This is a genomic window from Candidatus Eremiobacterota bacterium, assembly GCA_031082125.1.
Classification (GTDB): domain Bacteria; phylum Vulcanimicrobiota; class CADAWZ01; order CADAWZ01; family Ess09-12; genus Ess09-12.
In genome coordinates this window covers 145010-166608 of the sequence record JAVHLM010000007.1, presented here as the reverse complement: position 1 = coordinate 166608, position 21599 = coordinate 145010, and the positions used below count along the sequence as shown (strand labels likewise).

Annotated in this window: 15 protein-coding genes; 5 read left to right on the top strand and 10 right to left on the bottom strand. The window is 56.6% G+C overall.

Features of this window, described 5'->3' with window-relative positions; genetic code table 11:
- Nucleotides 1-197 precede the first annotated feature (197 nt).
- The 6 genes from RDV48_10195 to RDV48_10170 all read right to left on the bottom strand — a co-directional run bounded on the left by RDV48_10195 (nucleotide 198) and on the right by RDV48_10170 (nucleotide 7352).
- Nucleotides 198-785, bottom strand: coding sequence for a hypothetical protein (locus tag RDV48_10195; protein ID MDQ7823152.1), 588 nt, complete (start codon nucleotides 783-785; stop codon nucleotides 198-200).
- A gap of 71 nt (nucleotides 786-856) precedes the next feature.
- Entirely contained in the window at nucleotides 857-1759 is a 903-nt protein-coding gene (locus tag RDV48_10190) for a transglutaminase-like domain-containing protein (GenBank protein ID MDQ7823151.1), read from the bottom strand.
- A gap of 34 nt (nucleotides 1760-1793) precedes the next feature.
- Nucleotides 1794-2621 carry a lysylphosphatidylglycerol synthase transmembrane domain-containing protein gene (locus RDV48_10185; GenBank protein ID MDQ7823150.1) on the bottom strand — a complete coding sequence of 276 codons (828 nt, stop codon included), beginning with the start codon at nucleotides 2619-2621 and terminating at the stop codon, nucleotides 1794-1796.
- On the bottom strand, nucleotides 2582-2809 hold the full coding sequence (locus RDV48_10180; protein MDQ7823149.1) for a hypothetical protein: 228 nt from the start codon (nucleotides 2807-2809) through the stop codon (nucleotides 2582-2584). Before RDV48_10180 ends, RDV48_10185 begins: the two co-directional genes overlap by 40 nt.
- A gap of 1 nt (nucleotide 2810) precedes the next feature.
- Nucleotides 2811-6266 carry an ATP-binding protein gene (locus RDV48_10175; GenBank protein ID MDQ7823148.1) on the bottom strand — a complete coding sequence of 1152 codons (3456 nt, stop codon included), beginning with the start codon at nucleotides 6264-6266 and terminating at the stop codon, nucleotides 2811-2813.
- Nucleotides 6267-6302: 36 nt separating this feature from the next.
- Nucleotides 6303-7352, bottom strand: coding sequence for a hypothetical protein (locus RDV48_10170; GenBank protein ID MDQ7823147.1), 1050 nt, complete (start codon nucleotides 7350-7352; stop codon nucleotides 6303-6305).
- 132 nt (nucleotides 7353-7484) lie between these two features.
- On the opposite strand from RDV48_10170, the gene sppA reads away from it, so the two are divergent.
- A complete protein-coding gene (gene sppA, locus RDV48_10165) occupies nucleotides 7485-8594 on the top strand; it encodes a signal peptide peptidase SppA (protein MDQ7823146.1) in 1110 nt (369 codons plus the stop codon).
- Between the two features lie 2 nt (nucleotides 8595-8596).
- On the top strand, nucleotides 8597-9325 hold the full coding sequence (gene tatC / locus RDV48_10160) for a twin-arginine translocase subunit TatC (protein MDQ7823145.1): 729 nt from the start codon (nucleotides 8597-8599) through the stop codon (nucleotides 9323-9325).
- Here tatC and RDV48_10155 read toward each other — a convergent pair.
- Genes RDV48_10155 through RDV48_10140 form a run of 4 tightly spaced genes read right to left on the bottom strand, consistent with a single transcriptional unit; the run spans nucleotide 9312 to nucleotide 17319 of the window.
- Entirely contained in the window at nucleotides 9312-11558 is a 2247-nt protein-coding gene (locus RDV48_10155) for a protein kinase (GenBank protein MDQ7823144.1), read from the bottom strand. The genes tatC and RDV48_10155 overlap by 14 nt on opposite strands.
- On the bottom strand, nucleotides 11533-12945 hold the full coding sequence (locus tag RDV48_10150) for a replication-associated recombination protein A (GenBank protein ID MDQ7823143.1): 1413 nt from the start codon (nucleotides 12943-12945) through the stop codon (nucleotides 11533-11535). Before RDV48_10150 ends, RDV48_10155 begins: the two co-directional genes overlap by 26 nt.
- Complete coding sequence (gene ligA / locus RDV48_10145; protein MDQ7823142.1) at nucleotides 12923-14953, bottom strand: NAD-dependent DNA ligase LigA; 2031 nt, start codon at nucleotides 14951-14953, stop codon at nucleotides 12923-12925. The genes RDV48_10150 and ligA overlap by 23 nt, the downstream gene beginning before the upstream one ends.
- Nucleotides 14950-17319 carry a 3'-5' exonuclease gene (locus RDV48_10140; protein ID MDQ7823141.1) on the bottom strand — a complete coding sequence of 790 codons (2370 nt, stop codon included), beginning with the start codon at nucleotides 17317-17319 and terminating at the stop codon, nucleotides 14950-14952. Before RDV48_10140 ends, ligA begins: the two co-directional genes overlap by 4 nt.
- Before the next feature lie 266 nt (nucleotides 17320-17585).
- On the opposite strand from RDV48_10140, the gene RDV48_10135 reads away from it, so the two are divergent.
- Genes RDV48_10135 through RDV48_10125 form a run of 3 tightly spaced genes read left to right on the top strand, consistent with a single transcriptional unit; the run spans nucleotide 17586 to nucleotide 21580 of the window.
- Nucleotides 17586-18551: a serine/threonine-protein kinase gene (locus RDV48_10135; GenBank protein ID MDQ7823140.1), complete on the top strand. Its 966-nt coding sequence runs from the start codon at nucleotides 17586-17588 to the stop codon at nucleotides 18549-18551.
- 13 nt (nucleotides 18552-18564) lie between these two features.
- Entirely contained in the window at nucleotides 18565-21033 is a 2469-nt protein-coding gene (locus RDV48_10130) for a bifunctional serine/threonine-protein kinase/ABC transporter substrate-binding protein (GenBank protein MDQ7823139.1), read from the top strand.
- 16 nt (nucleotides 21034-21049) lie between these two features.
- Nucleotides 21050-21580, top strand: a complete 531-nt coding sequence (locus RDV48_10125) for an FHA domain-containing protein (GenBank protein MDQ7823138.1) — start codon at nucleotides 21050-21052, stop codon at nucleotides 21578-21580.
- Nucleotides 21581-21599: the final 19 nt, after the last annotated feature.

Here is a 21599-nt window from a genome sequence, read left to right as displayed (position 1 = left end):
GAGCCGCCACCCGAGCCGCCACCCGAGCCGCCGCCTGAGCCGCCGCCTGAGCCACCGCCCGAGCCGCCGCCTGAGCCGCCGCCTGAGCCGCCTGAACCACCGCCTGAACCACCTGAGCCCGCCCCGGAGCCCGCGCCACCGGAGCCTCACCCGCCTGATCCTGCACCTGAGCCCGCCCCGGAGCCCGCCCCGGAGCCTCACCCGCCTGAGCCTGCACCCGAGCCTCCCCCGGAGCCGCCACATGCCACCACGCTGGGAGTCGGGCTGGGAGCTACGTTGGCACTCCAGTCAGCCCCCCAGTTCCCCGACCAGTTGGACTCCCACCCCAGTGTGGGGCTCGCAATCGGGGTCCCTGAAGAGGTGGGGTTCACATTCCCTGTCCAGTCGGCCCCCCAGTTCCCTGTCCAGTTGCCTGCCCAGTCGGCTCCCCAATTCGAAGACCAGTCAGCCCAGTTTGTTCCCCAGTTCCCTGACCAGTCGCCGGTCCAGTCGCTCGTCCAGTTCCCCGACCAGTTGTCCCAGGCTTCATCAGTCACCGCCAGGAGGCTCTCCGCAGATGAAGGCTCATAGACTGAGAGCAGATAGTCGCTGCATGTGAGTGCCGGGATGCCCCGCTCACTGGCTTCAGCCCTTGTGACAAGCCGTATCGGGGGAGCATTGCCGCAGCTCTTTTCTGCAGGATCTTCTTTCACCGCTTCGCTGGACAGAGTGAGCATGAGCGACACGCTGACCGCGCCGACAAGTACAGGGAAAGGAAGAAAGCAGAAGATGCTCTTTTTGCTCATAGATGACTCCAAGAAAATTATAGCACAGGGGAAATTAAAAAATCAACCCATTGAGAAACAGCACTGCCGTCTCAGAGTGATTCGGCGTGGACCGAGTGGTGAAATTCAAGATGGTCCGCGTCTGATGGACTCTCAATGGAGAACGCGCCGGGCTGGTCACTCCAGAGGGCAATATACCTGTTACGGATGTGGGCGAAGCAGAGCGAACGGTTCTTTGCCGATATCCTTCCCAGCGTGGGGTCCACGGGAAGCCATCCGAAGGGAGGGATGTAAATCTCGTTCCACGCGTGGAGAAGGGGGTACCACTTCCGCTCACTGGTATAGAATATGCCGCCTACATAACGGGCAGGGATTCCGCAGAGCCTGCACATGACAAGGTAGAGTGACGCGGCATCACTGCAGTTGAGATGCTTCGTCCGGAAGGAGAGGTCTACACCGCTGCCCGCGGGTGAATTGGAAAAGGTAAAGGCCCCCGATATGATATAGAGATAAATATTCTTCGCCCTTTTTAAGGGATTTTTCTCCCGGGCGAATTCCCGGCACTTTTCACGGAGCGCCGGTGATTTCGTCGTGAAGTCCCCGTCAAGCGACAGGAACTGCCTCATTGAGGCACCGGGATCATGGGCTTTTTCCTCCTGCAGGCGGTAGGTGACCTCCGAGACAGCTACCTCAGCCTGGACAAGAAATGTCCTCTTTTCCCCCGGCGCAAGCTTTTCAATCTCAAACCTCGCGAGGGGAACGTCACGGGGGCTCCTCTCCCTGGTAAAATCCCCCGGCCTCACTGCGATGACGTCAGCAGACTGGTAAGGCGGGCGATCCTGAATCTCCGGCACTCTTACGGTGATATTTCCCAGGGGCCGATCCCCCTTGTTGGTAACGGCAAGGCCATAAATAAGCCTGATTTTTCTAGTCCTGTCCCAGCGATGAATATCTGAAGCCCCAAGGGGGCACACCACCACGGCGAAAATGAACACTGCCAAAAATGCGGCTCTCTTCGCATGCAAGGCTTTATCCTCCCTCTGATCCGGCCATCTCTGCAAGATCGCCTTCTTTCGGCACGGGTCTCCCCTCATTGTGCCAAGAGAAGAGGAATGACAGGGCGCCCAGTGTCGCCACGATTATCTTGAGGGCATGGGCAACGAGCGAGATGGAGAGCGAATGGGCCGTATCAACACCGAAGCTCTTCCAGAAAAGGACTATTGCGGCGTCCTGGGTTCCCACGGCATTTACCGTCACCGGGATGTGGTAAATGACAGTCAGGATGGGGATAAGGACAAGAAAGGGGATAAAGGGCACCTCGACGGCAAAAGCCCTGGCAATGAAAAAATAGGCAACCCCCTCCATCACCGGCGTTATCATAGTGAGAGAAAAAGCACGCAGGAGCGCGGAGCCATATCTGCCGTAAAGCATGAAATCATCCATAAGCTTCAGCAGGGGCACGCCCATGGTGAACTTGAGCAGAAACCGCCCCGCATAACGGGCTCCCCAGAAGAACAATGCGAGGGAGGCGAGAAACGCCAGGACAAGAAAGGCGATTATGCCCAGTATCGGGATCAGGATCCCTGACTTTTCAAAGGTCCCCCATTCAAGAAGGGTGGCACAGAAGCTTATGACAATGAGGGAGAGAAAGGAGAGATACCGCACCAGCACTATTGAGGCGATGGAAGGGGTGACTTTGCCGGTGGCTTTTGCCACGAAGTATGCCTTGAAGACCTCGCCGCCCACGCCGCCGGGGATAACATTGTTCAGGAAAAAGCCCAGCAGGTAAAACCTCAGGATCTGCCCCCACGTGAGGACTAACCCATGGGGACCCAGCAGGATCTTCCAGGCGCCCATGCCCACCAGAATAGCAGAGAAAAAAAAACCGCGGAAATGACAAGGGGCAGGGCCTTCACGTGGGAAAAAACCTGGACAAGCGACTTCACATCAACAGAGAGATAGAGGGCACCGATGATGAGGAGCCCGCAGAGAAGGCGGAGAAACCACAGAGCCACCGTGCGATGGCTTTTCTTATCCTCTTTCATGTCACTTTCCCCAGGCGATATGCTCCAGGACGCCTTCAATAACGGCGCCCTTGTCCTCTTTTGAAAGGCCGAGGCTCCGGGAGATTTCCTCAAGGACCTCAGCAGGTGAGCGGGGCTCGTCAAAGTCGATGGCGACCTGCTCCTGCTTCGCTCCGCCCTTCTCGATGGAGAGCTTCATCTTTTTCATCCAGGCCGCCACCTCGGGCGACCGGTCGCTCATCCACTCCGCCATGGATTTTATCCCCATCATTTCGGGAGCATCAAAGAAGAGAAGCTCTTCTACCGGCTTTTCCATCGAGAGGGCCTGCAGGAATGACGAGGCTTCATCGCCGAGATCCTCCTCGTTCTTCACCTCTGCTGAGACCTTGCCGTACCAGGCGCCCAGTTCCTTGCCCAGGGAATGGGAATCTGCAGAAGCCCCAAAAAGAGCGGCACAATCCCTGACCAGGGCCGCCTTGATGGATTCGGCATCGACTGAAACCTCATCCTTTGCCTGTTTTATCCTGCCAAGAAGGGCTTTGAGATCGTCCGCCCAGGAGAACTTCGCCGCGTCATATCCCATTGCCGCGAGCATGCCCCCCGTGAGAAGCTCCTTTATGTTGACCACGCTGCCGCTGTCCCTGAAAAGCTCCAGCAGCGCAAGCGCAGTGGTGTTTGAAAAGGAATCCCTGGACCTTGTCATCGCAGGAATCTGTCCGTACCAGGCCATCATGGCGTCCCTGGCCCTTTCCCACAGGACGCCCTCTTCGCCGCTCCCTGCCGGTGCGCCGAAGAGCTCAATGAGCTTCTCAAGGTACTCCTTCTCCTCGCTTCCTGAGATATATGTCTCGACATGCCATTCCTCGGGGTCGGTGACCATTCCCTGGACTGTCTCGAAAGAGATGTTCTGCAGCGTGAGGTCCTCGTGGCTCCTGGAGATGAGGTACATGTGCCCGCCGGAGAAGCAGTCAAACCGGTAAGGGAATTTCCTGAAATATGCCGCCAGCAGGAGTTCGAGCACCATGGGACTGAGGCCGAAGGGGGGCTTCATGAGGGCAATCACGACATCCTTGAGAGGGACTTCCCTCTTCTCATTGCCCCGGGGCTTGAAATGCTCGTCAAGGAGCATCCACATCTCGTAGAAAGGTGAATCGCCTGATATCTGGTCGTCAATCTCGAAGCGCGGCTCCGATGGATTGTCACCGACCTGCCTCAGGAGGTCCTTGTCGATGAGGGCGGCCCTCAGTATCTTCTCCGATTCATTCTCGGGATCTTCCGGTACAGGGATAGGCTGCCTGTTATAAAGAAGGATATCCACCGCCTCCTTGATCACCCTCTGAAGGCCCGCCTTGGGGGAGCGCGTAAGGAGGGTCCGGTATTTCAGGATAGGAGCTTTGGTGAAGAGATCCCTCATCATATCGGAGAGAGTGTTGAGGTCGCCGGTGACGTCAAACTCCTCAAGCCCCTGACCCTGCCAGTAAAACTTGAGGCTGTCAGGCTTCAGGAACTCCCTGAGCTTTTTCTTGAGGGAGTTCTGCGTGGACTTTATTTTCTCTTTCCCCTCCTTCTCGCCAAGGGAAGCGGGCTCGTTGAGGAACTGCTCCTGCATGAAAAGTATATTGAGGCTCTGGAGCACGTTGACCTCATCGATGAAGTTCACCATTTTCTTGGAGAGAGCCATGATAATATGGGGGTTCCTGGAGAGCTCGCCTTTCAGAGCCTTCTGGAAAAGGGGAAGGTCGCCCTGCGCGAGGAGAGGACAGTACAGGATAAGCACATCGCCGCGGTAATGCCTGTTCTCCGGCCGGTAGATGGCTTCCACCTCCCGGAGAAAAGGCGCCGGGTCCTGGAGCTCCTCGGCGGTCACATACCTGCCGTAAGCGCTCCTGTCGGCAAAAAAGCGCTGGTTGTACTGCTTCGCCAGGAGCCTCCGCGGGTGGTAATGCTTGTTGAGGTAAGCGAAAGGCTTGACGGTCTCCTTGATCTTCTCATTTGTCTCCTTGAGGAGCTTGTCAAAAAGGGTCACCTTCTTCTCCACGGGGATATCGTAAGTGCCCGTTTTGTCATCATAGACGAGGGTCTCCCTGTCCACCATCTTCTTGAGGCTCTCCTGGATCTGCTTGATATCGCGGTCACCGAGATGGAGGGCGTTCAGGATGTTTTTCTCTGTTGCCGGCAGCTTGTAGCTGTTGATCATCTGCATGGTGGTGATGAGCCTCATTATCCTCCGGGAGTTCGGCACTTCGCCGACGCGGGGGTATGACTTTTCCATTGTCTCGAGGTACACCGTATAGAGTGGGTTCTCCTTGATGTTCTTCTCGAAGTATGAGTAAAGGTAATCAATGGTATAGAGCGAAAGGCGCCCGTTAGGCTGCACCGTCGCTATGTTCTCGATGAAGTATCTCAATCCCCCCGGCATGGTATCGTTAAAGAAAGTGGAGATATTCCTGTCAGGCGAAGAGAGCCTCTCGCCCATCCTGGGGAGGCAGAAGAGGGAGAGGGGATGAAGGGGGTAGGTCCTGAAGAGAAGCTTCTCCTTGAGCTCCTTGAGGGAGATACCCGGGTAGAGATCCATCTCGATTATCATCTTCTCGAGGAGGGCATAGTCTTCATGCTGGTAAAGCTCATCCCTGTCAATGCTGGCAGGGTGCTCAAGCACGCGGGTGCCTATGAAGTCCTCGAGCTTGGCGCTCCGGGAAAAAAGGTTGAAATAATGGACGTCATCAATGAGGCGCGCTATCTTGGAGATATCATCCTTGAAGTACGTGTTGGGTGCCCTTGTGGAGATGCCCAGAAAGACAAGGGGGAACTCGCTTCGCCTGCAGAAATCGACGAACTCCTCAAAGGCGCTTAGCTCGTGGCTGTCCGGTGCTTCATCCTGGAGGGCGAGGAACCGGTCAAAATCGTCAAAGACGATGGCAAGGCCTCTCACGTCGGTATTTTCCCTCAGAAACTCCATGGTGTCCGAGATTATCTGCACCAGGGACCCTTCCGCCTTGGGAAGGTACTCGAGGCCTTCCTGGTAGAGGGCGCCGTTGAGGGACATGATGAGGGGCGAGCGGAGCCTGCTTTCGCCGCCCGAGAGGGTCTCGGGAAAGGTCACCAGTATCTTTTTTACGGCATTCCGCGCATTTCTGATGGTGCTGAAGGCGGAATGATCCTGCTCCCTTATCTTCCCGAGGATAAACTTGCACTCCGGATCGTTGATGTCCCTTCCCAGGATATTGGCGAGCATCAGAGCCAAGTGGGATTTCCCCGTGCCGCTCGAGCCCCACATGATGTGAACCCTCTTGTTGGGATTCCCGGCAAAGCCCTCGAAGACGCTCTTGATGAGCTTGAGGCCCGACGGGAAAAGGACAAACTCGCTGATCTTGGCAGAGTTTTCGTCATGGAGGTAAAAGGTTTTCCTGACGACGCAGCGTGACATGACGGTCTTTGATATCTTTACAAGGCTCTGCATATTGACTGTCTTGCGCATAGATCCTCCTTGGTAGTGCTCTGGGTATGGGAGCCCTCAGCTGAAGTATTTTTTTCTCAGCTTTGCGGAGAGGGATGCCGTGTTCTCTATGAGCCTGTCGGCAAGCCTCTCGTCAAGGGTGGTCATCCCGCAGCTCGGGGTGACGAAGGAGTGCTCCAGAAGCTTTTCAATATCAAAACCTTTCTTCCCGCAGAGAGCGAGAAGGGCCTCCATACGCTCCATAAGGGCAGGGACAGGTGTGTCCACCTCTTCCCCCGCCGTGGGAACGATGCCCCAGGCAAGCATTCCCCCGCCTCCCAGAAACTCTTTCAGCTCTCCTTCGTAAACGAGCAGATTTTCCCCGTAGGTATAAGCATCAAAGCTCAGGATGTCCACCCCGGTCTTCATGATGAGTGACCAGTCAGTATTCCCACAGCAGTGCATACCGATGCGTACCGAGGGATAATGCTCCCGGAGCGCCCCGGTGAACTCCTGCAGATCACTCACCACATCGCCGGGCTTCAGGGATATGACGCCCGAGCCTATGCTGGTGAGATAAGGCTCGTCTATGAAGAGGATGATCTTTTCATAAATGGATGACAGATACTGAAGCTCCCAGAGGGCCTTCATCTTCAGGCCTATGACTATGATCTCCCTCATCTGGGCATTGTAATAAATGGGCTTTCGCTCCTTGTCGGTGACGGTCAGGCCGAAGCTCACGGGGCCGGTAACCTGTCCCTTGATGGCAAGAGGCTTCATGGCCCTTATCTTCTCCGAAAGCTCTGCGAAGCGGCTGAGCCCCTCGGCATAGGACGGCGATATGGAAAAATAGGAGAGGTCCTCATCGAGGGAGCGCTCGTAAAATTCCTCTATCTCCTCTTCCCTCCCCTCGGGGCTTCTGAAAAATATCTTCTTCTCATCACCGTCAAGGTCCGCCAGGGGGAGATGCTCGGTAAACTGCACGTACATGCCTTCATAAAAGCTGCGGCGGGGCAGCTGTGGCCAGAGGGGGACCTCGGGAAGCGTGTCAGTAATAAAACGGCAGAGGGCCTCTGCCGAGGTGTGGGGAAAGCTTCCAATGCAAGTCGCCGCGCAGCGAGGTACCATGATATTCTATAAGTTTGCCCATTCTCCCATATCTCCTTCTTTTCAGGGCCTCCCCGCAGGGAGGAAATTGCATTGCCTTAAAGAATTCAGTACACTCACCATCATCTATAACAACAGGAAAGAGGCAGCTCCATGGACGATTTTGCAAAGGAAGAGAACATATCGATGCCCGACACGCCTTCCCCCAGGCCTGCCGCACCTCCTCCCCAGAAACGCGGAGTCTCATTCTGGATCCTTGCCCTGCTCTCCGTGGTGCTTATCCTGAGCGTCATCGCGAACCTCGTGCTTATGGTGCTTCTGGGAGTCTGCGCAGGAATGGCGGGAGGTATCACTACCGACGAGGATAAGCCTGGCTATAACGAGTCATTCGTGATGGGCGACGACCAGAGCAAGAACAAGGTCCTGGAAATTGCCATCAACGGAGTGATTTTTGAAGATGAGGAGAGCTTCCGGTCAAGGGACAATATCGTGGTCCGCGTCAGGAGCGAGCTTAAGGCAGCAAAGAAGGACAAGGAAATCAAGGCCCTTCTTGTCACGGTGGACAGCCCCGGCGGCGGCATCACCGCCAGCGACGTGCTCTGGAGCGAGATAAAGAACTACAGGGAGAAGGAAAAAATCCCCGTAATTGCCTACTGCAAGGATGTTACCGCTTCAGGCGGCTATTACGTAGCCTCGATGGCCGATTATATCATGGCCCACGAGACCTCACTCGTGGGAAATATCGGCGTGATAGCGGAGTTCATAAACGTGAAAGGCCTCTGCCAGAAAATCGGGATCGATATGAATGTCATCAAGAGCGAGACCTTTGAAGGCAAGGAGAGCGTCAAGGATATCGGCAATCCCTTCAGGGAGATGAAACCTGCCGAGAGGAAGCTCCTCCAGAACATCATCAACGAGATGTGGGACAACTTTGTCGATGTCGTCGCCGAGGGAAGAAAGGGCAAGCTTACAAGAAAAGACGTGGAGAAGCTGGCCGACGGCACCATCTACTCGGGGAAGGGAGCCCTGGAGAAGAAGCTCATCGACGGCCTCGGTTACAAGGAAGACGCCTTTGAGAAGGCCAAAGAGCTTGCCAAGCTCAAGGATGCAAAGCTTGTAAAATACAAGTCAAGGCTCTCCCCCCTCCAGGAGCTGCTTTTCTCCAGGATGAACGAGCCGGCTTCCCTCAGGCTGGTGCCTGACCTTAAAGAGACTCTCAGGGGCCAGTCGCCGCAGCTGCTCTACCTCTGGACCATGGAATGACCATGACCGATGAGAAAAAAATGACCCTTGTGGGTCATCTTGAGGAGCTGAGGCTCCGGATCGTCTATTCTATTGCCGTATGGATACTCTGCACCATAGGAGCCTATTTTCTTACTCCCCCGGTCCTCTCATATCTCACGGGGATGCTCCATACCAAGCTGGTCTTCATCAACCCTGCCGAGGCATTCATGGCCTATTTCAAGGTCGCCCTGACCCTGGGGCTCTTTGCCGCTCTCCCCGTCATCCTTCACCAGACTCTTCTCTTCATAGTCCCGGGGCTTGAGCCCCATGAAAAAAAATGGGTCCTCCTCCTTGTGCCTATGGCGGTGCTCCTCTTTTTCGCCGGCCTTGCCTTTGCCTGCCTTGTGCTCATCCCTGCCACCCTTGGCTTCTTCCTGAGCTTCCAGACCGAAAGCCTCACCCCCATGATTACCATAGGCGGCTTTGTCTCCTTTGTCACCACCCTTGTCATCATGAGCGGCCTCATATTCCAGATGCCGCTCGTAATACTTTTTCTCGGGCTCATAGGGATAGTGAACAGCAGGTTCCTGAGGGAGAAGAGAAGATATGCCGTATTCGCCATTTTCGTGATAGCCGCCATTGCCACGCCCACACCCGATGCTTTCACCATGACTATCGTGGCCCTGCCTATGGTGGCCCTCTATGAAATAAGCCTGCTGCTGGTGTGGATCATCGAGAGAAAAAAGCGCCCTTCTGTCACTCAAGCTTGAGTTCCTTGGGCAGAATTGACTGGAGCTCGCTGCTCTTCGCCCACCCCTCCAGATGACTTGCCTGCACAAGGCGCACCTTGCTCCATTCTCTCTCTACCTCCAGCACCTCAACCTCTTCGTTGGGGTAGGTATTGACTATCAGCTTCGACCCCGGGAGATATTTTGAGCGCAGGCTTATCTTCCCCAGCGTTCTCAACGTGAAGGGGGGGGTCTTCTGGACGGCGGCGCCGAATTTCACGCGGAGATCGCCGAAGGTGACCTCTACGGGAGATCCGCTCCCCCGGGGAATCACATAAAGCAAAAGGGCCAGGTCCCTTATCTGCACGTTGGTGAACTCCCCCAGTTCCTTGCCGTTCACAAGGCATCTCGCATACTCGTCGGCATTACTGAGCTGAATTTCAAGCCTCGGCCTTGAACGGGGCATTTTTGCAGCGGCGTCAAAGGTCTTGTACTCCCATTTCTTTCCTTCCATGAGGCCAATCCTGTAACTGTCCGGCATCTCGTGCTCGATACAGACCGCCATCCTGTCGCTCGATAAAAGCATCATCCCCGCCGTGAAATCCTTTTCTCCCTCCTTTGCCTCCAGGGTGACGCTGGCGGTGGTGCCCGTCATGGGCGGGAAGAAGAAGCTCGAGATCCAGCCTGTCCTTTTGGGGCTGCTCTCTTTCGGCGTTCCTGAAATCTGGAGCCTTGCGGCTCCCGGCCTGATGGTGAGGCCGGCGGGCTTCTGGTATTCCTCCCACTGGGTGGTATTGTCAATATCGACTCTCGGTGCCACCAGGTCAGGGGACTTTATCTTCAGGGCCATCCAGCCGGCATTGCTCCACTTGAGATAGGTCTTGTCGTAAATGTCGGAAGGAGCTTTCCTGAGCAGGAGAAGCCCTGTGATAAAGAGCACGGCAATCGATCCTCCGGCGATAAAGGGGGCGAAAGCGCTTCGCTGCGAGCAGCTGAGGGCAAGAGGGATCTCCGCCTTGCCCCAGTTCGTCTCTAAAGTGGCCACCCCTTCATAGCGCCCTACCGGAAGATCGCACGACGTGATGACAATCGAGGCGGAGAGGTGGTCCTCATGGAGACGGGAATCGGAGAGCACCACGCGGGGCTCTTCCGCTTCAGGTTTCAGCCTCCACTGATATTTGAAGGAAAGAACCGCGATGGAGAGAGGATCCTTGGGAATAGGCTTTTTTATAAGGATCTCGGCATTCTTCTCGTCGTGCCTGCCGATTCTCCCCAGGGACAGGGTCCTGAGGCGCCCCCCTTCCGACTCGACCTTCAGCGCTCCGAAATCGGCCATTTCCAGAGCCATGATGATGCTCTCAAAGGAATTGAAGCGGTGCGTCGGCGAGAGCTCGAGGCAGAGGGTCAGGATCAGCTCCAGCTTCTCGGAATAGCCGGGTGAGACCTCCCTGAGAGGCCTCGCCTGGTCATGGGAGAGCCTCTCATGGGCATCCTGGAGAAATATCCCCGTGAGGAGGTAATAAAACACGGCGCCGAAGGCATATATCTCTGACTGGGGGTTCTTGTAGCCCTCTACAGGGATGAAAGGCGACGGTGTGTCAATAAGGAGGACATCCTGCCAGTCCTCCGTGCAGTTCCGCCCGGCATCGTAAATCCTTATGTTCTGGAGATCGACGAGGCGCGCCTTCCCTTTCGTATCCACGATGATATTGAGGGGGGTAAGGTTGTTGTAGAGAATCTTCTCCTCGGTCTGGGAGTGGAAAAAGCGGAGCACCGAGGCAATGTCATTCATCCATTCAAGGGCTTTCTCCTCAGGGATGGGAGGGCTCTCCCCGCCGCTTGCCTCCACGATGGTTTCAAAGCTCTCGCCCTCTATATAATTGAGAAGGAGGTAGTAAGCCTCCCGGTCATGGCTCGACTGGAGGATCTCCGCCATAGCAGGGTGCCTGTACTCCTTCAGGACCTGTGCTTCCAGTGCTACCTGCCCCTGGAGCGCCGCCCTGTATATCTCCAGGGCGGCCTCATCGGAGTAATGGCCGTATCTGCCCCTGAGATCATCGCTCTCTTCGAAAAAGGCTTCAAGAGCTTCGGCCTTGCCGCTCTCCCTGAGGTTTTTCAGCTCAGCCTCGCCGGGCCTCTTTATCACCCTCAGGATGTAAGGGGTATCTCCATCCTGCAGAGTCACCTTGTAGGTGACGTTTCTCTTTCCCCCCAGGTGCTGCACGATGCGCAGCTTCTTTCCGCCTGCTTCAATGATCTGCCCCGGGACAAGCATTCTGTGCCTCCTTGAGAGATTTTTGGGCTTTTGGTGATTTTCTCTTCTTGATGCCTTTCTTTATTTCAATAAGCCTCCGGGAGGCTTCCTCCTCCCAGCCTGAAGAAGAGGGAGTAAAATATCTTCTGCCTTCAAGTGCTTCGGGAAGGCACGCCATGTCGGTGATTCGCTCTTCAAAATCGTGGGCATAGCGGTATCCCTCTCCATAGCCATGGGCTTTCATAAGGCCCGTGACGGCGTTCCTGATGGCCATGGGGACAGGGTACTCGGGCTTGTTCCTGATATCATCCTTCACCTGGAGCATCGCGCGGTAAAGAGCATTGCTTTTCTGGGTAAGAGAGAGGTAGACTGCCGCCTGCGCGAGGGCCACGTCGGCTTCGGGGAGCCCCACAAAATGGACCGCCTGGTAGGCTGCCACCGCCTGCAGCAGCGCCCCGGGGTCTGCAAGCCCCACGTCTTCGGAGGCGAACCTTACGAGGCGCCTCGCTATGTAAAGCGGGTCCTCGCCGCCTTCAATCATCCTCCCCAGCCAGTAGATGGCGGCATCTGGATCGGAATTCCGCATGCTCTTGTGAAGGGCCGAGATCAGGTCATAATGCTGCTCGCCCTTCTTGTCGTAAAGGGTAGCCCTGTGCTGGAGGGCGTCTTCCATCAGTTCCAGCGTGACCCTTCTTCCCCCCCCGTCATCGGGCGCAGCAGCCATCACTGCAAGCTCAAGGGTGTTGAGGGCTATCCTGGCGTCGCCATGGGCCCTCGTGATTAGGAAGCTCATTGCCTTTTCATCTATGCGGGGATTATGGCGGGCCATACCCGTTTCCATGTTTTCAAGAGCCCTGCCGATAATAAGGGAAAGGTGCTCCTCCTCAAGGGCCTTGAGGCGGTAGACCCTGCAGCGCGAGAGAAGGGCCGAGTTCACCTCAAAGGAGGGATTTTCCGTCGTGGCGCCGATGAGAGTCACCAGGCCGTTTTCCACGAAGGGGAGGACTGCATCCTGCTGAGCCTTGTTGAACCTGTGAATCTCGTCGATGAAGAGGATGCTCCTCTTCCCTTCCATGCTCCTCAGGTCCCTGGCCTTCTGGATGACGGCACGGAGGTCGGCCACGCCGGCCGAAACGGCGCTCAGCGGAAAAAAGTGGGACCTGCTCTCCCTCGCGATGATCCTGGCCAGGGTGGTCTTCCCCGAGCCCGGGGGGCCCCATAGTATCATCGATGCCACCGAGTCTTCGCGTATGGAGCGGCGAAGCACGCTCCCCTCTCCCACGACAGGCTCCTGGCCGATGAACTCCTCAAGGCGCTGGGGTCTCATCCGCGTCGCCAGAGGAGCGGTATTTGCAAGATCCTTTCTCATCCGGTAGTCAAAAAGGTCATGACCCTGTGATTTCTTCATCTCTCTCCCGTCCTGCAAGCATTTCCATAAACCGGTCCTCGGAGAGGACCGTCACTCCCAGCTCCCTGGCCTTCTCCAGCTTTGAGCCGGGGCTCTCCCCTGCCACGACGAAATCGGTCTTCTTTGACACCGACGAGGAAGTCCTGCCTCCAAGCTCCTTTATCCTTTTCTCGGCGTCATTGCGTGCCATGGCCGTGAGGGTCCCGGTAAGCACGAAGGATTTCCCCGCGAAAGGCCCTCCGGGAGCGGCCCTCTTCACCCCGGGCCCCGGCTCCGAGAAGGCGCAGGCCCGCTTCAGCCTCTCCACGAGATCCACGTTCTCCTTCTCCTGGAAGAACCGGGATATCATCCCTGCCGTTTCGGGGCCGACCTCGGGAATGGCCGTCAATTCCTCCAGCGGGGCCTTCATGAGCCCCTCCATTTCGCCGAAATGGGAGGCGAGCACCTCGGCGCCCCGCTCCCCCACGTGGCGTATGCCCAGCGCGAAGAGGAAGCGCTCCAGGGATCTGCCCCTGCTTTTTTCCACGTTTCCCACCAGCTTTGCGGCAAGAACTTTCCCCATCCTCTCGAGGGGCATGAGCCTCTCAACGGTAAGCCCGTAAAGATCAGCGCAGTCTATGAGAAGTCCCGCATCAACAAGCTGATCCACGATCATCTCCCCGAATCCCTCGATGTCCATGGCCTTCCTGGAGCAGTAGTGCCGGATCCTCTCTTTTACCTGAGCAGGGCACGAGGCATTGATGCACCGCGTTGCCGCCTCGTCGGGGGACCTGTAGAGATCGCCGCTGCAGACGGGGCAGCGGGACGGCATTGAGAACGGGACTTCCCCGCCGGTCCGCATGGATGCCACTGCGGAGATCACCTCGGGGATCACCTGGCCTGCCTTGTGAATCCACACCGTATCGCCGATCCTGATGTCCTTCCTTTTCACCTCGTCCTCGTTGTGGAGCGTTGCCCTGCTCACCACGGATCCGTCCACTTCCTTGGGCTCAAGCACTGCCACAGGAGTGATGACACCGGTCCTCCCGACGCTCACCTCGATAGCCACGACCTTCGTGGTAACCTCCGTCGAGGGGAGCTTGAAGGCAATCGCCCACCGCGGCGACCTTGAAATGGAGCCCATTACACGCTGATCCACGAGGCTGTTCACCTTGAACACCAGGCCGTCTATATCGAATCCTATGGTATCGCGCTTTTCCTTCCACATGGTGCAGAAATCGATGACTTCCGCCATGTTCCGGCAGATCTCCGAGTGGGGCTCCGTGGGGAATCCCAGGGACTTTATGAACTCCAGGGCCCCGTAATGGGTCTTGATCCCCTCAATCTCAGAGTCAAGGCCGTAAAGGAAGATGTCCAGCTTTCTTTTTGCCACGACGCGGGGATCAAGCTGCCTGAGGGACCCGGCGGCGCAGTTCCTGGGGTTGGCAAAGGGGGACTCGCCTGCGGCGAGCCTTTCCCCGTTGAGCTTCTCAAACTCCCTTCTCTCGATGAAGACCTCGCCCCTCACCTCCAGAAGGGCCGGCACTCTGTTAGGAGCCGCAAGGCGCAGGGGGATTTTCTTGATGGTCCTGAGGTTTCCCGTGATGTCCTCACCCTGTACGCCGTCACCCCTGGTGGCTCCCGTGGTGAGCACGCCATGCTCGTAGGTGAGGCTCACCGCCAGCCCGTCAAGCTTGAGCTCCGCCACGTACTCCACCTCGGCGGTATCCAGCCTTTTCCTGATCCTCTCGTCAAAGGCCCGCAGCTCCTCCTCGTTGAAGGCGTTGGCGAGGCTCAGCATGGGAGTCCTGTGCCTCACGATTCCGAAGCTCTCCAGGGGGCCTGCCCCCACCCTCTGTGTCGGCGAGTCGTGGGTCAGGAGGTCGGGATGAGCCTCCTCAAGCTCCTGGAGCCTTCTGAAAAGCCTGTCGTACTCGGAGTCTGAGATTTCAGGCGAGCTCTTCACATAGTAGAGATAATCATGGTGGCGGATAAGGTCCCTCAGGGCGCCAATCTCTTCTGCCGTCATGGTTTCCCTCCCTCCGTGACATTCTGCGGCATCCTGGAGAGCTCTGCCGTCCTCACCAGCTTTGAGCCCACCGAGGGGAAGATCACCAGGACCCCGCCGGACTGCTCTCTTGAGCAGACAACGCCCTTGCCCCAGACGGCATGGACAACCCTGTCACCCTTGCCGACGGAGGTATTGCCGCCAATGGGGGCGTCATCGGCAATCTTCTTCAGGAAGGGGCGCACGATGCTCTTGATGCCCCTGCCGATGAAATCCACCCTGATGACATCGCGCTTCACCTCCAGGACCCTCCCCGTGCCGAAAACCTCGTGCTTGACGGCATCGCCTTTTTCGAGAGGCGTGGCATCATCGGCCGGGCTGTCGGAGAGCGCCTCAGCCCTTGCCCGCGCTCTCAGCCTGCTCCTGTGGATGTCGGCAAAGGCGGCTTCCCCCGGGGCAGGATATTCTTTTTCCGCCGCGAGGATGACGTGGGAAGGGAGCTCTTTGAGGAAGCGCGAGGGAATCCTGTCTTCGCTCAGCCCCCTGTTGAGCCTCACCTGGGCATGGGAGAGGAAAAGCCTTTCGCGGGCCCTCGTGATGCCCACGTAGCAGAGCCTCCTCTCCTCCTCGAGATCCTTCCTGTCATTGAGAGACATGACATGGGGCACCAGCTTCTCCTCGAGGCCCGTGATGAACACCACGGGGAACTCAAGGCCCTTGGTGAGGTGAAAGGTCATCAGGTTCACTTTCCCCTCCTCCTCGTTCCACATGTCAATGTCGGAAGTGAGAGAGACCTGGGAGAGAAAATCGGCGAGGCTGCCCTTCTCCGATATGCTTTCAAACTCCTTCACCACATTGATGAACTCGTTGATGTTCTCCTCCCTGGCAATCCCCTCGGCCTTCCCCGCCTGAAGGAGAAATGACCGGTAGAGAGTTTCGGAGATGATGAAATCCACAAGCGCGCTCGCCGGCTCTGACGCCGCTTTGGCCGTGGCCTCAAGCATGACTTCCACGAAGCGTTTCAGAGCTTCCCTTGATTTCGACGAGCCCTCGCCTTCGGTAGCAATAAGGTGCGCCCCCTCGAAGAGGCTCACGGCCCTCTCGCGGGCCTTGTCCTCAATCTTTTTCAGCGTCACGTCGCCTATCCCCCGGGGCGGCACGTTGATGATGCGCTTGAAGGAGATGTTGTCATTAATGTTCACGACAAGCCTGAGGTACGCGAGGAGATCCTTGATTTCCTTGCGCTCGTAGAACTTGAGGCTTCCCACCAGATTGTACGGGATCCCCTCCTGGATGAAGACCTCTTCAAAGAGGCGCGACTGGGCATTTGTCCTGTAGATGATGACAAAATCCTTGTAGCGGTATGAATTTGATTTCATCAGCTCCCTAATTTTTGACAGGACAAAGCGGGCTTCGGCCCTCCCGTCGGAAGCCCTGTGAAAGAGTATGGGCGTTCCCTCGCCCGATTCTGTCCAGAGCTTCTTTTCCTTCCTTGTCTTGTTATAGGTCATCAGGTGGTTGGCCGCCTCGAGGATGGTTCTCGTGGAGCGGTAATTCTGCTCGAGCTTCACCATGACGGCTTCGGGGAAGTCCTCCTCGAACCTCAGAAGTATGGACATGTCGGCGCCGCGGAATCGGTAGATGCTCTGGTCATCATCGCCGACGACGGTGATGTTCCGGTAAAAGGCGCAGAGCTCGAGGACGAGCATATACTGCGCGTAGTTTATATCCTGGTATTCATCGACAAGAATATAGCGGAATTTCTTCCTGTACTCATCACGGAGCGCCTCGTCTGCACGGAGAAGCTCCACGGATTTCATGATGAGGTCATCAAAATCCAGAGCGCAATAAGAGCGCATCTTCTTTTCATAGAGCTCGTAGAGCTGGCATGCCAGGCGGGCATCAAAGCTTATGGCCCGTGAGGCGTAGGCCTGGGGGGTTACAAGGTCGTTCTTGAGCTTCGAGATGAGGTGACCTGTCTTTTCCGGTGTCGTAATCTTTTCATCGACTGAGAGCTCCCTGAGGCATTCCTTCAGTACTGCTTTCCTGTCGCTGTCGTCATAAATCACGAACTGCGGGTCAATGATCCCGCCGCCCGATGTCCGCAGGAGCCTGGCGCAGAATGAATGAAAGGTGCCCACATAGGGAAACCAGGTGCCGGGAATGAGCTTCGCTATCCTGGCCTTCATCTCGCCGGCGGCCTTGTTGGTGAAGGTCACGGCAAGTATCTCCGGGGGCGAGGCCAAGCCCTGGTCCACAAGATAGGCAATCTTATACATCAGCACGCGGGTCTTCCCGCTTCCCGCACCTGCCAGAACAAGCACGGGGCCTTCAGTGTTGCGCACGGCGTCCCACTGCTCACTGTTGAGGGCTGTCTCAAATTGCATGCTGCACCGCCAATGGATGAATTGCTCACTTGCACATAGTATATTCCCGAGTATAAAGATGTCGTCTGTATGCTCTGGAGTAATACTATATGGTTCTCAGAAAAACGCCTAATTCCTGTCATGCCGCGTGATGAGCCCTGTCATTCCCCCGAAGGTGACCTCTGCCCGCAGAGCCCCCCCCTGCCTCCGGCGAAATTTTTGCCTCCGAGTATAGGAGATGACCATGAAAAGGGAGAAGAATATAGCTGAAGGCGAGGGAGAGAAGAATGCCACCTTTGCAGTCAATCGGCACAACACTCAGGTCTCGGTACCGCATAGACAAGGTGCTCTTTGAGACAAAGCTCATCAACATATATTTTGTCAATGATCTCCACATGGCAGGGAAATCCTGGGTTCTCCGCGAGATGCAGATGGTAGCCATAGACAGCCATGAGAGAAGCAGGACCATCAGGAAATTCCAGCAGGAGGCCTCGGAGATCGCTGCCATCTCCCACCCGGTGATCGCCACCGTCGTGGACTTCTTCGTCGAGGGAAGCAACCTGTACATCGTCCGCGATTATGTCCCGGGCAATGATCTGGCCTCCCTTTCAAAGATTAACCAGAGGCCATTCACAGAGATCGAGGTGCTCACGTGGTCCGTGCAGCTTGCTGAGGCCCTCTCTTTCTTCTTCGGCAAGAAAATGCCTGCCATCTTCTTCAGGGAGTTCCATATGGGGAACATCATTGACACGGGGAACGCCGGCATAAAGCTCATCGATCTGGGGCTTGCGAGGATATTCCAGACCGAGTCCGACACGGAAAACCTGAGCAGGCTGGGCTCGATGGAGTATGCCTCGCCGGAGCAGTTCTCAGAAGACGCGGCCTTCGACATCCGCTCTCTTGTATACAGCCTCGGGGCTTTCATGTATCACGCCCTCACCAACGTGAACCCTTCGTCGTCGCCCTTTGATCTCAAGCCTATAAGCCTCCTGAACCCGATGATCTCAAAAAGCGTCCAGGACATCATCAACAGGGCCACGGAGATCGATCCCAAGAAGCGCTACCAGACCCTCAACGACATGAAGCGCGATCTCCTGCAGGTCCTCAAGTCGCTCCGCGTGGAGACGGCGGCCCCTGCAAAAGAGAGCCCCACGGCAAAGGGTGCTCTCCTCAACTGGTTGCTCGGGATTCTTCTTGCTGTTATAATAGGGGCAGTGCTTTTCCTTGCTTACTATTTTTTCGTAAAGCCTTAAGGAGGAAGTGCCCATGCTTCCTAATGGTACAATGCTCTCGGGACGCTACAGGATACTCAGCAATTTCGCCAAGGGCGGGATGAGCAACCTTTACCTTTGCGAGGACCTGCGCCTGCCGGGTAAAAAGTGGGTCATCAAGGAGCTCGCCGCCCAGTACAGCGATCCCAGGGAACAGGTGAAAGCCCAGGAACACTTCAGAAGGGAGGCCGATCTCCTCGCCAGGCTTGAGCACAAGAACCTCCCCAAGGTGAACGATTTCTTTCATGAGAACAACAAATCATATTTCGTCATGGAGTTTGTGGAGGGGAGGGACCTCTCCAGGATACTCACGGAGTCGCCGGGGCCCGTCCCTGAGAAACAGGTGGCCGAGTGGGGTATCCAGGTGGCTACGGTGCTCTATTTCCTCCACCGCCAGGAGCCGCCGGTGGTCTTCAGGGATATGAAGCCCTCCAACGTGATGCTCTCGGCAAACAACACCATCAAGCTCATCGATTTCGGCATTGCCCGGCATTTCTCACCGGCGAAGAAGGGCGACACGATGCGAATCGGCTCCCCGGGCTACGCGCCACCCGAGCAATACAGCGGCCAGACTGATCCCCGGTCCGATATCTTCTCCCTGGGGGTCACCCTCTACCAGCTCCTCACCAAGTATGACCCGGCAAGCACCCAGACACCCTTCAAATTCCCCCCCGTAAGGAACCTGAACCCCTCCATCTCGCCACGGATGGCGGAAATAATAGAGAAGGCCATCCAGATTGACCCTGACAGGCGCTACCAGAATGCCCTTGATATGAAGCGGGACTTCCAGTCATTCCTGGGCATCGAGTCCACGTCGCCAGCAAAGTTTTCAGCTCCCCTTGCGGGTCCGGGAGGCACGGTGCCAAACCTCATGCCCCCTGCCTTGCCCCAGCAGGGGGGCGTTTCCCAGACAGTCCCCGCCAGCTATCCGCAGATGCCTCCTCCCCCGCAGCAGCAGGCGCCGCCTGGTATGCAGCAGCCCCAGGCACAACAGGGAGCTATGGCTTCAGCGCCCCAGAAAAAAGGATCGCCCCCCATCGGCGCACTCAAGCAAGCTAAGAAGGGGCGCTTCAAGACCATCGCGGTGCTCCTGCTCATCGTGGCTCTGATAGCAACGGCGGGTTACTTTCTCCTGAAGGAAAATGGAGCCCGTTACTGGCAGATGGCCCTTGCCTCACTGGAGCGCCTTACCAGGGGCCAGGGGGAAACCGTTGATTACAACAGCAGCTTTCCTGAGGACCAGATGGTCAGGAAAGGCATTGCATGGATAGACAAGGGAAGCTTCAGGAAGGCCTTTGAAGCTTTGGAAGCAGTGAGGGAGAGCAATCCTGACGACGGCGAGGTGCTTCTCTATCTCAACAACGCCTATGCGCTCGCCTCGGGGTCCGACAGGGTCACGCTGGCCCTGCTGATCTCAACCAACGGATGCCGGGCGCACGAAGAGAACAGGGGCACATACAGGGATCTTGCCCTTGCGCAGTGGCTCATCAACAAGCGCGGTGGCATAAACGGCAAAAAGGTTGTCATCATGCCGAAGATCCATAAGAAGGAGGACTACAGGAAAGAGAGCCTGATAAAGGAGTGCCTGGAGAACCCTGACATGCTCGCCATGCTCTCCGACACGGCATTCCAGGAGCAGAAGATTTTTAAGAATCCTGGGGAGGCAGCGCCTCTTCCCATTATTGTCTTCGGCGACGACCAGTCATTTGCCCCGCAGCTTTCGGGCGCCGTTTATTCCTGCACGGTCCCCCGGGGTCTTGATTCCCAGGCTCTTGGCCGCCTGGCACGCGATGAGCTGAAAGCCCGCAAGGCCGCCATAGTATCGGCGGCGAAGAACAGCCTGTTCACGAAAGATGCTTTTTTCAAGGAGCTGGCATCAGCTCAGACACCCATTGAGCTCACCCACTCGGAAGGGGAAGATGACGTCCTCACTTTCTCAAACCTTCTGGTAAAAGGGGGACCTGACCTCGTGGTAATGGCCCTTCCCACGGATTCCGCAAAGGAGAGGGAATACTTTTCATCGCTCATGGCGCAGTGTGCCAGCGACAAGCTCTCCAGCCCAATCCTGATGCTGCCCCCGACCTTTGCCCGGCTCGACAGCATGGGCCTTAAATCCCTTCCCCGGGGACCTCTCTGGTCAGCCCTTCCCTCCGACGCTCTTGAAAAAAACTCTCTCTTCAGCGAATACGGGAGGGCTTTCGAAGCAATATACAAGGGAGCGCCCCGGGGCCCTTTCAACGCCTTTGACGCCCTGATGATGGTGGCGCGCTCAATAGAAAAGAACAGCTTTACAAGGCTCCAGCTCAGGAACTCTCTTGATGAGCTCTTCACTGCCGGCAGTTTTAAAGGTGCCTCCGCCACCATGCAGTTCAAGGACAGGCGCTGCTGTTCCACGGAATGGACGGGGGCGCAGAGACCGCCTGACGGGAAAATGGTGCCGGGTAAAAGCTTTCAGCTTCCCTGAAGGAGAGTGAGATGCAGTGCTGAAAAGAATTCTGATAAATGCCCTCTTCATCGTGATGGGATGCACCGTGGGGCTCGTCTCAGCCCAGGTGCTCAAGAATGAATTCAATGCCTCATCGACTCTGTGCGTGATAGCAATCTTCTTTTTTCTCGCGGTCTTCATAGGGGCGGCGCAGCTCATCCTTATCAAGCTGGAGAGGCCTTTCGGCGAGATGCCCCCTCCCCTTGTCAAAAGCGACCAGACCTGGGGATGGCTCATTCCCAGGAAGGACGCCTCGAAGGCCGGCTATCCCCTCATCAAGGATCGTGTGGTCGTGGGAAGAGATGTGAAGAGTGATATTTTCCTCAACGATGATTCCATATCACGTTCCCACGCAGAGCTTGTGAGGAACCAGGACAGCTGCATCATCAGGGATCTCGGGAGCAGGAACGGGCTTTTTGTCAATAACCAGAGGGTAAAGGAGCAGATCCTTACCGAAGGCGACTCGGTGACCATCGGTAACGTGGACTTTTTCTTCCGCACGTCCAAGAGTACCGCCAAGGAGTGACAGGAAATAATAAGGGAGG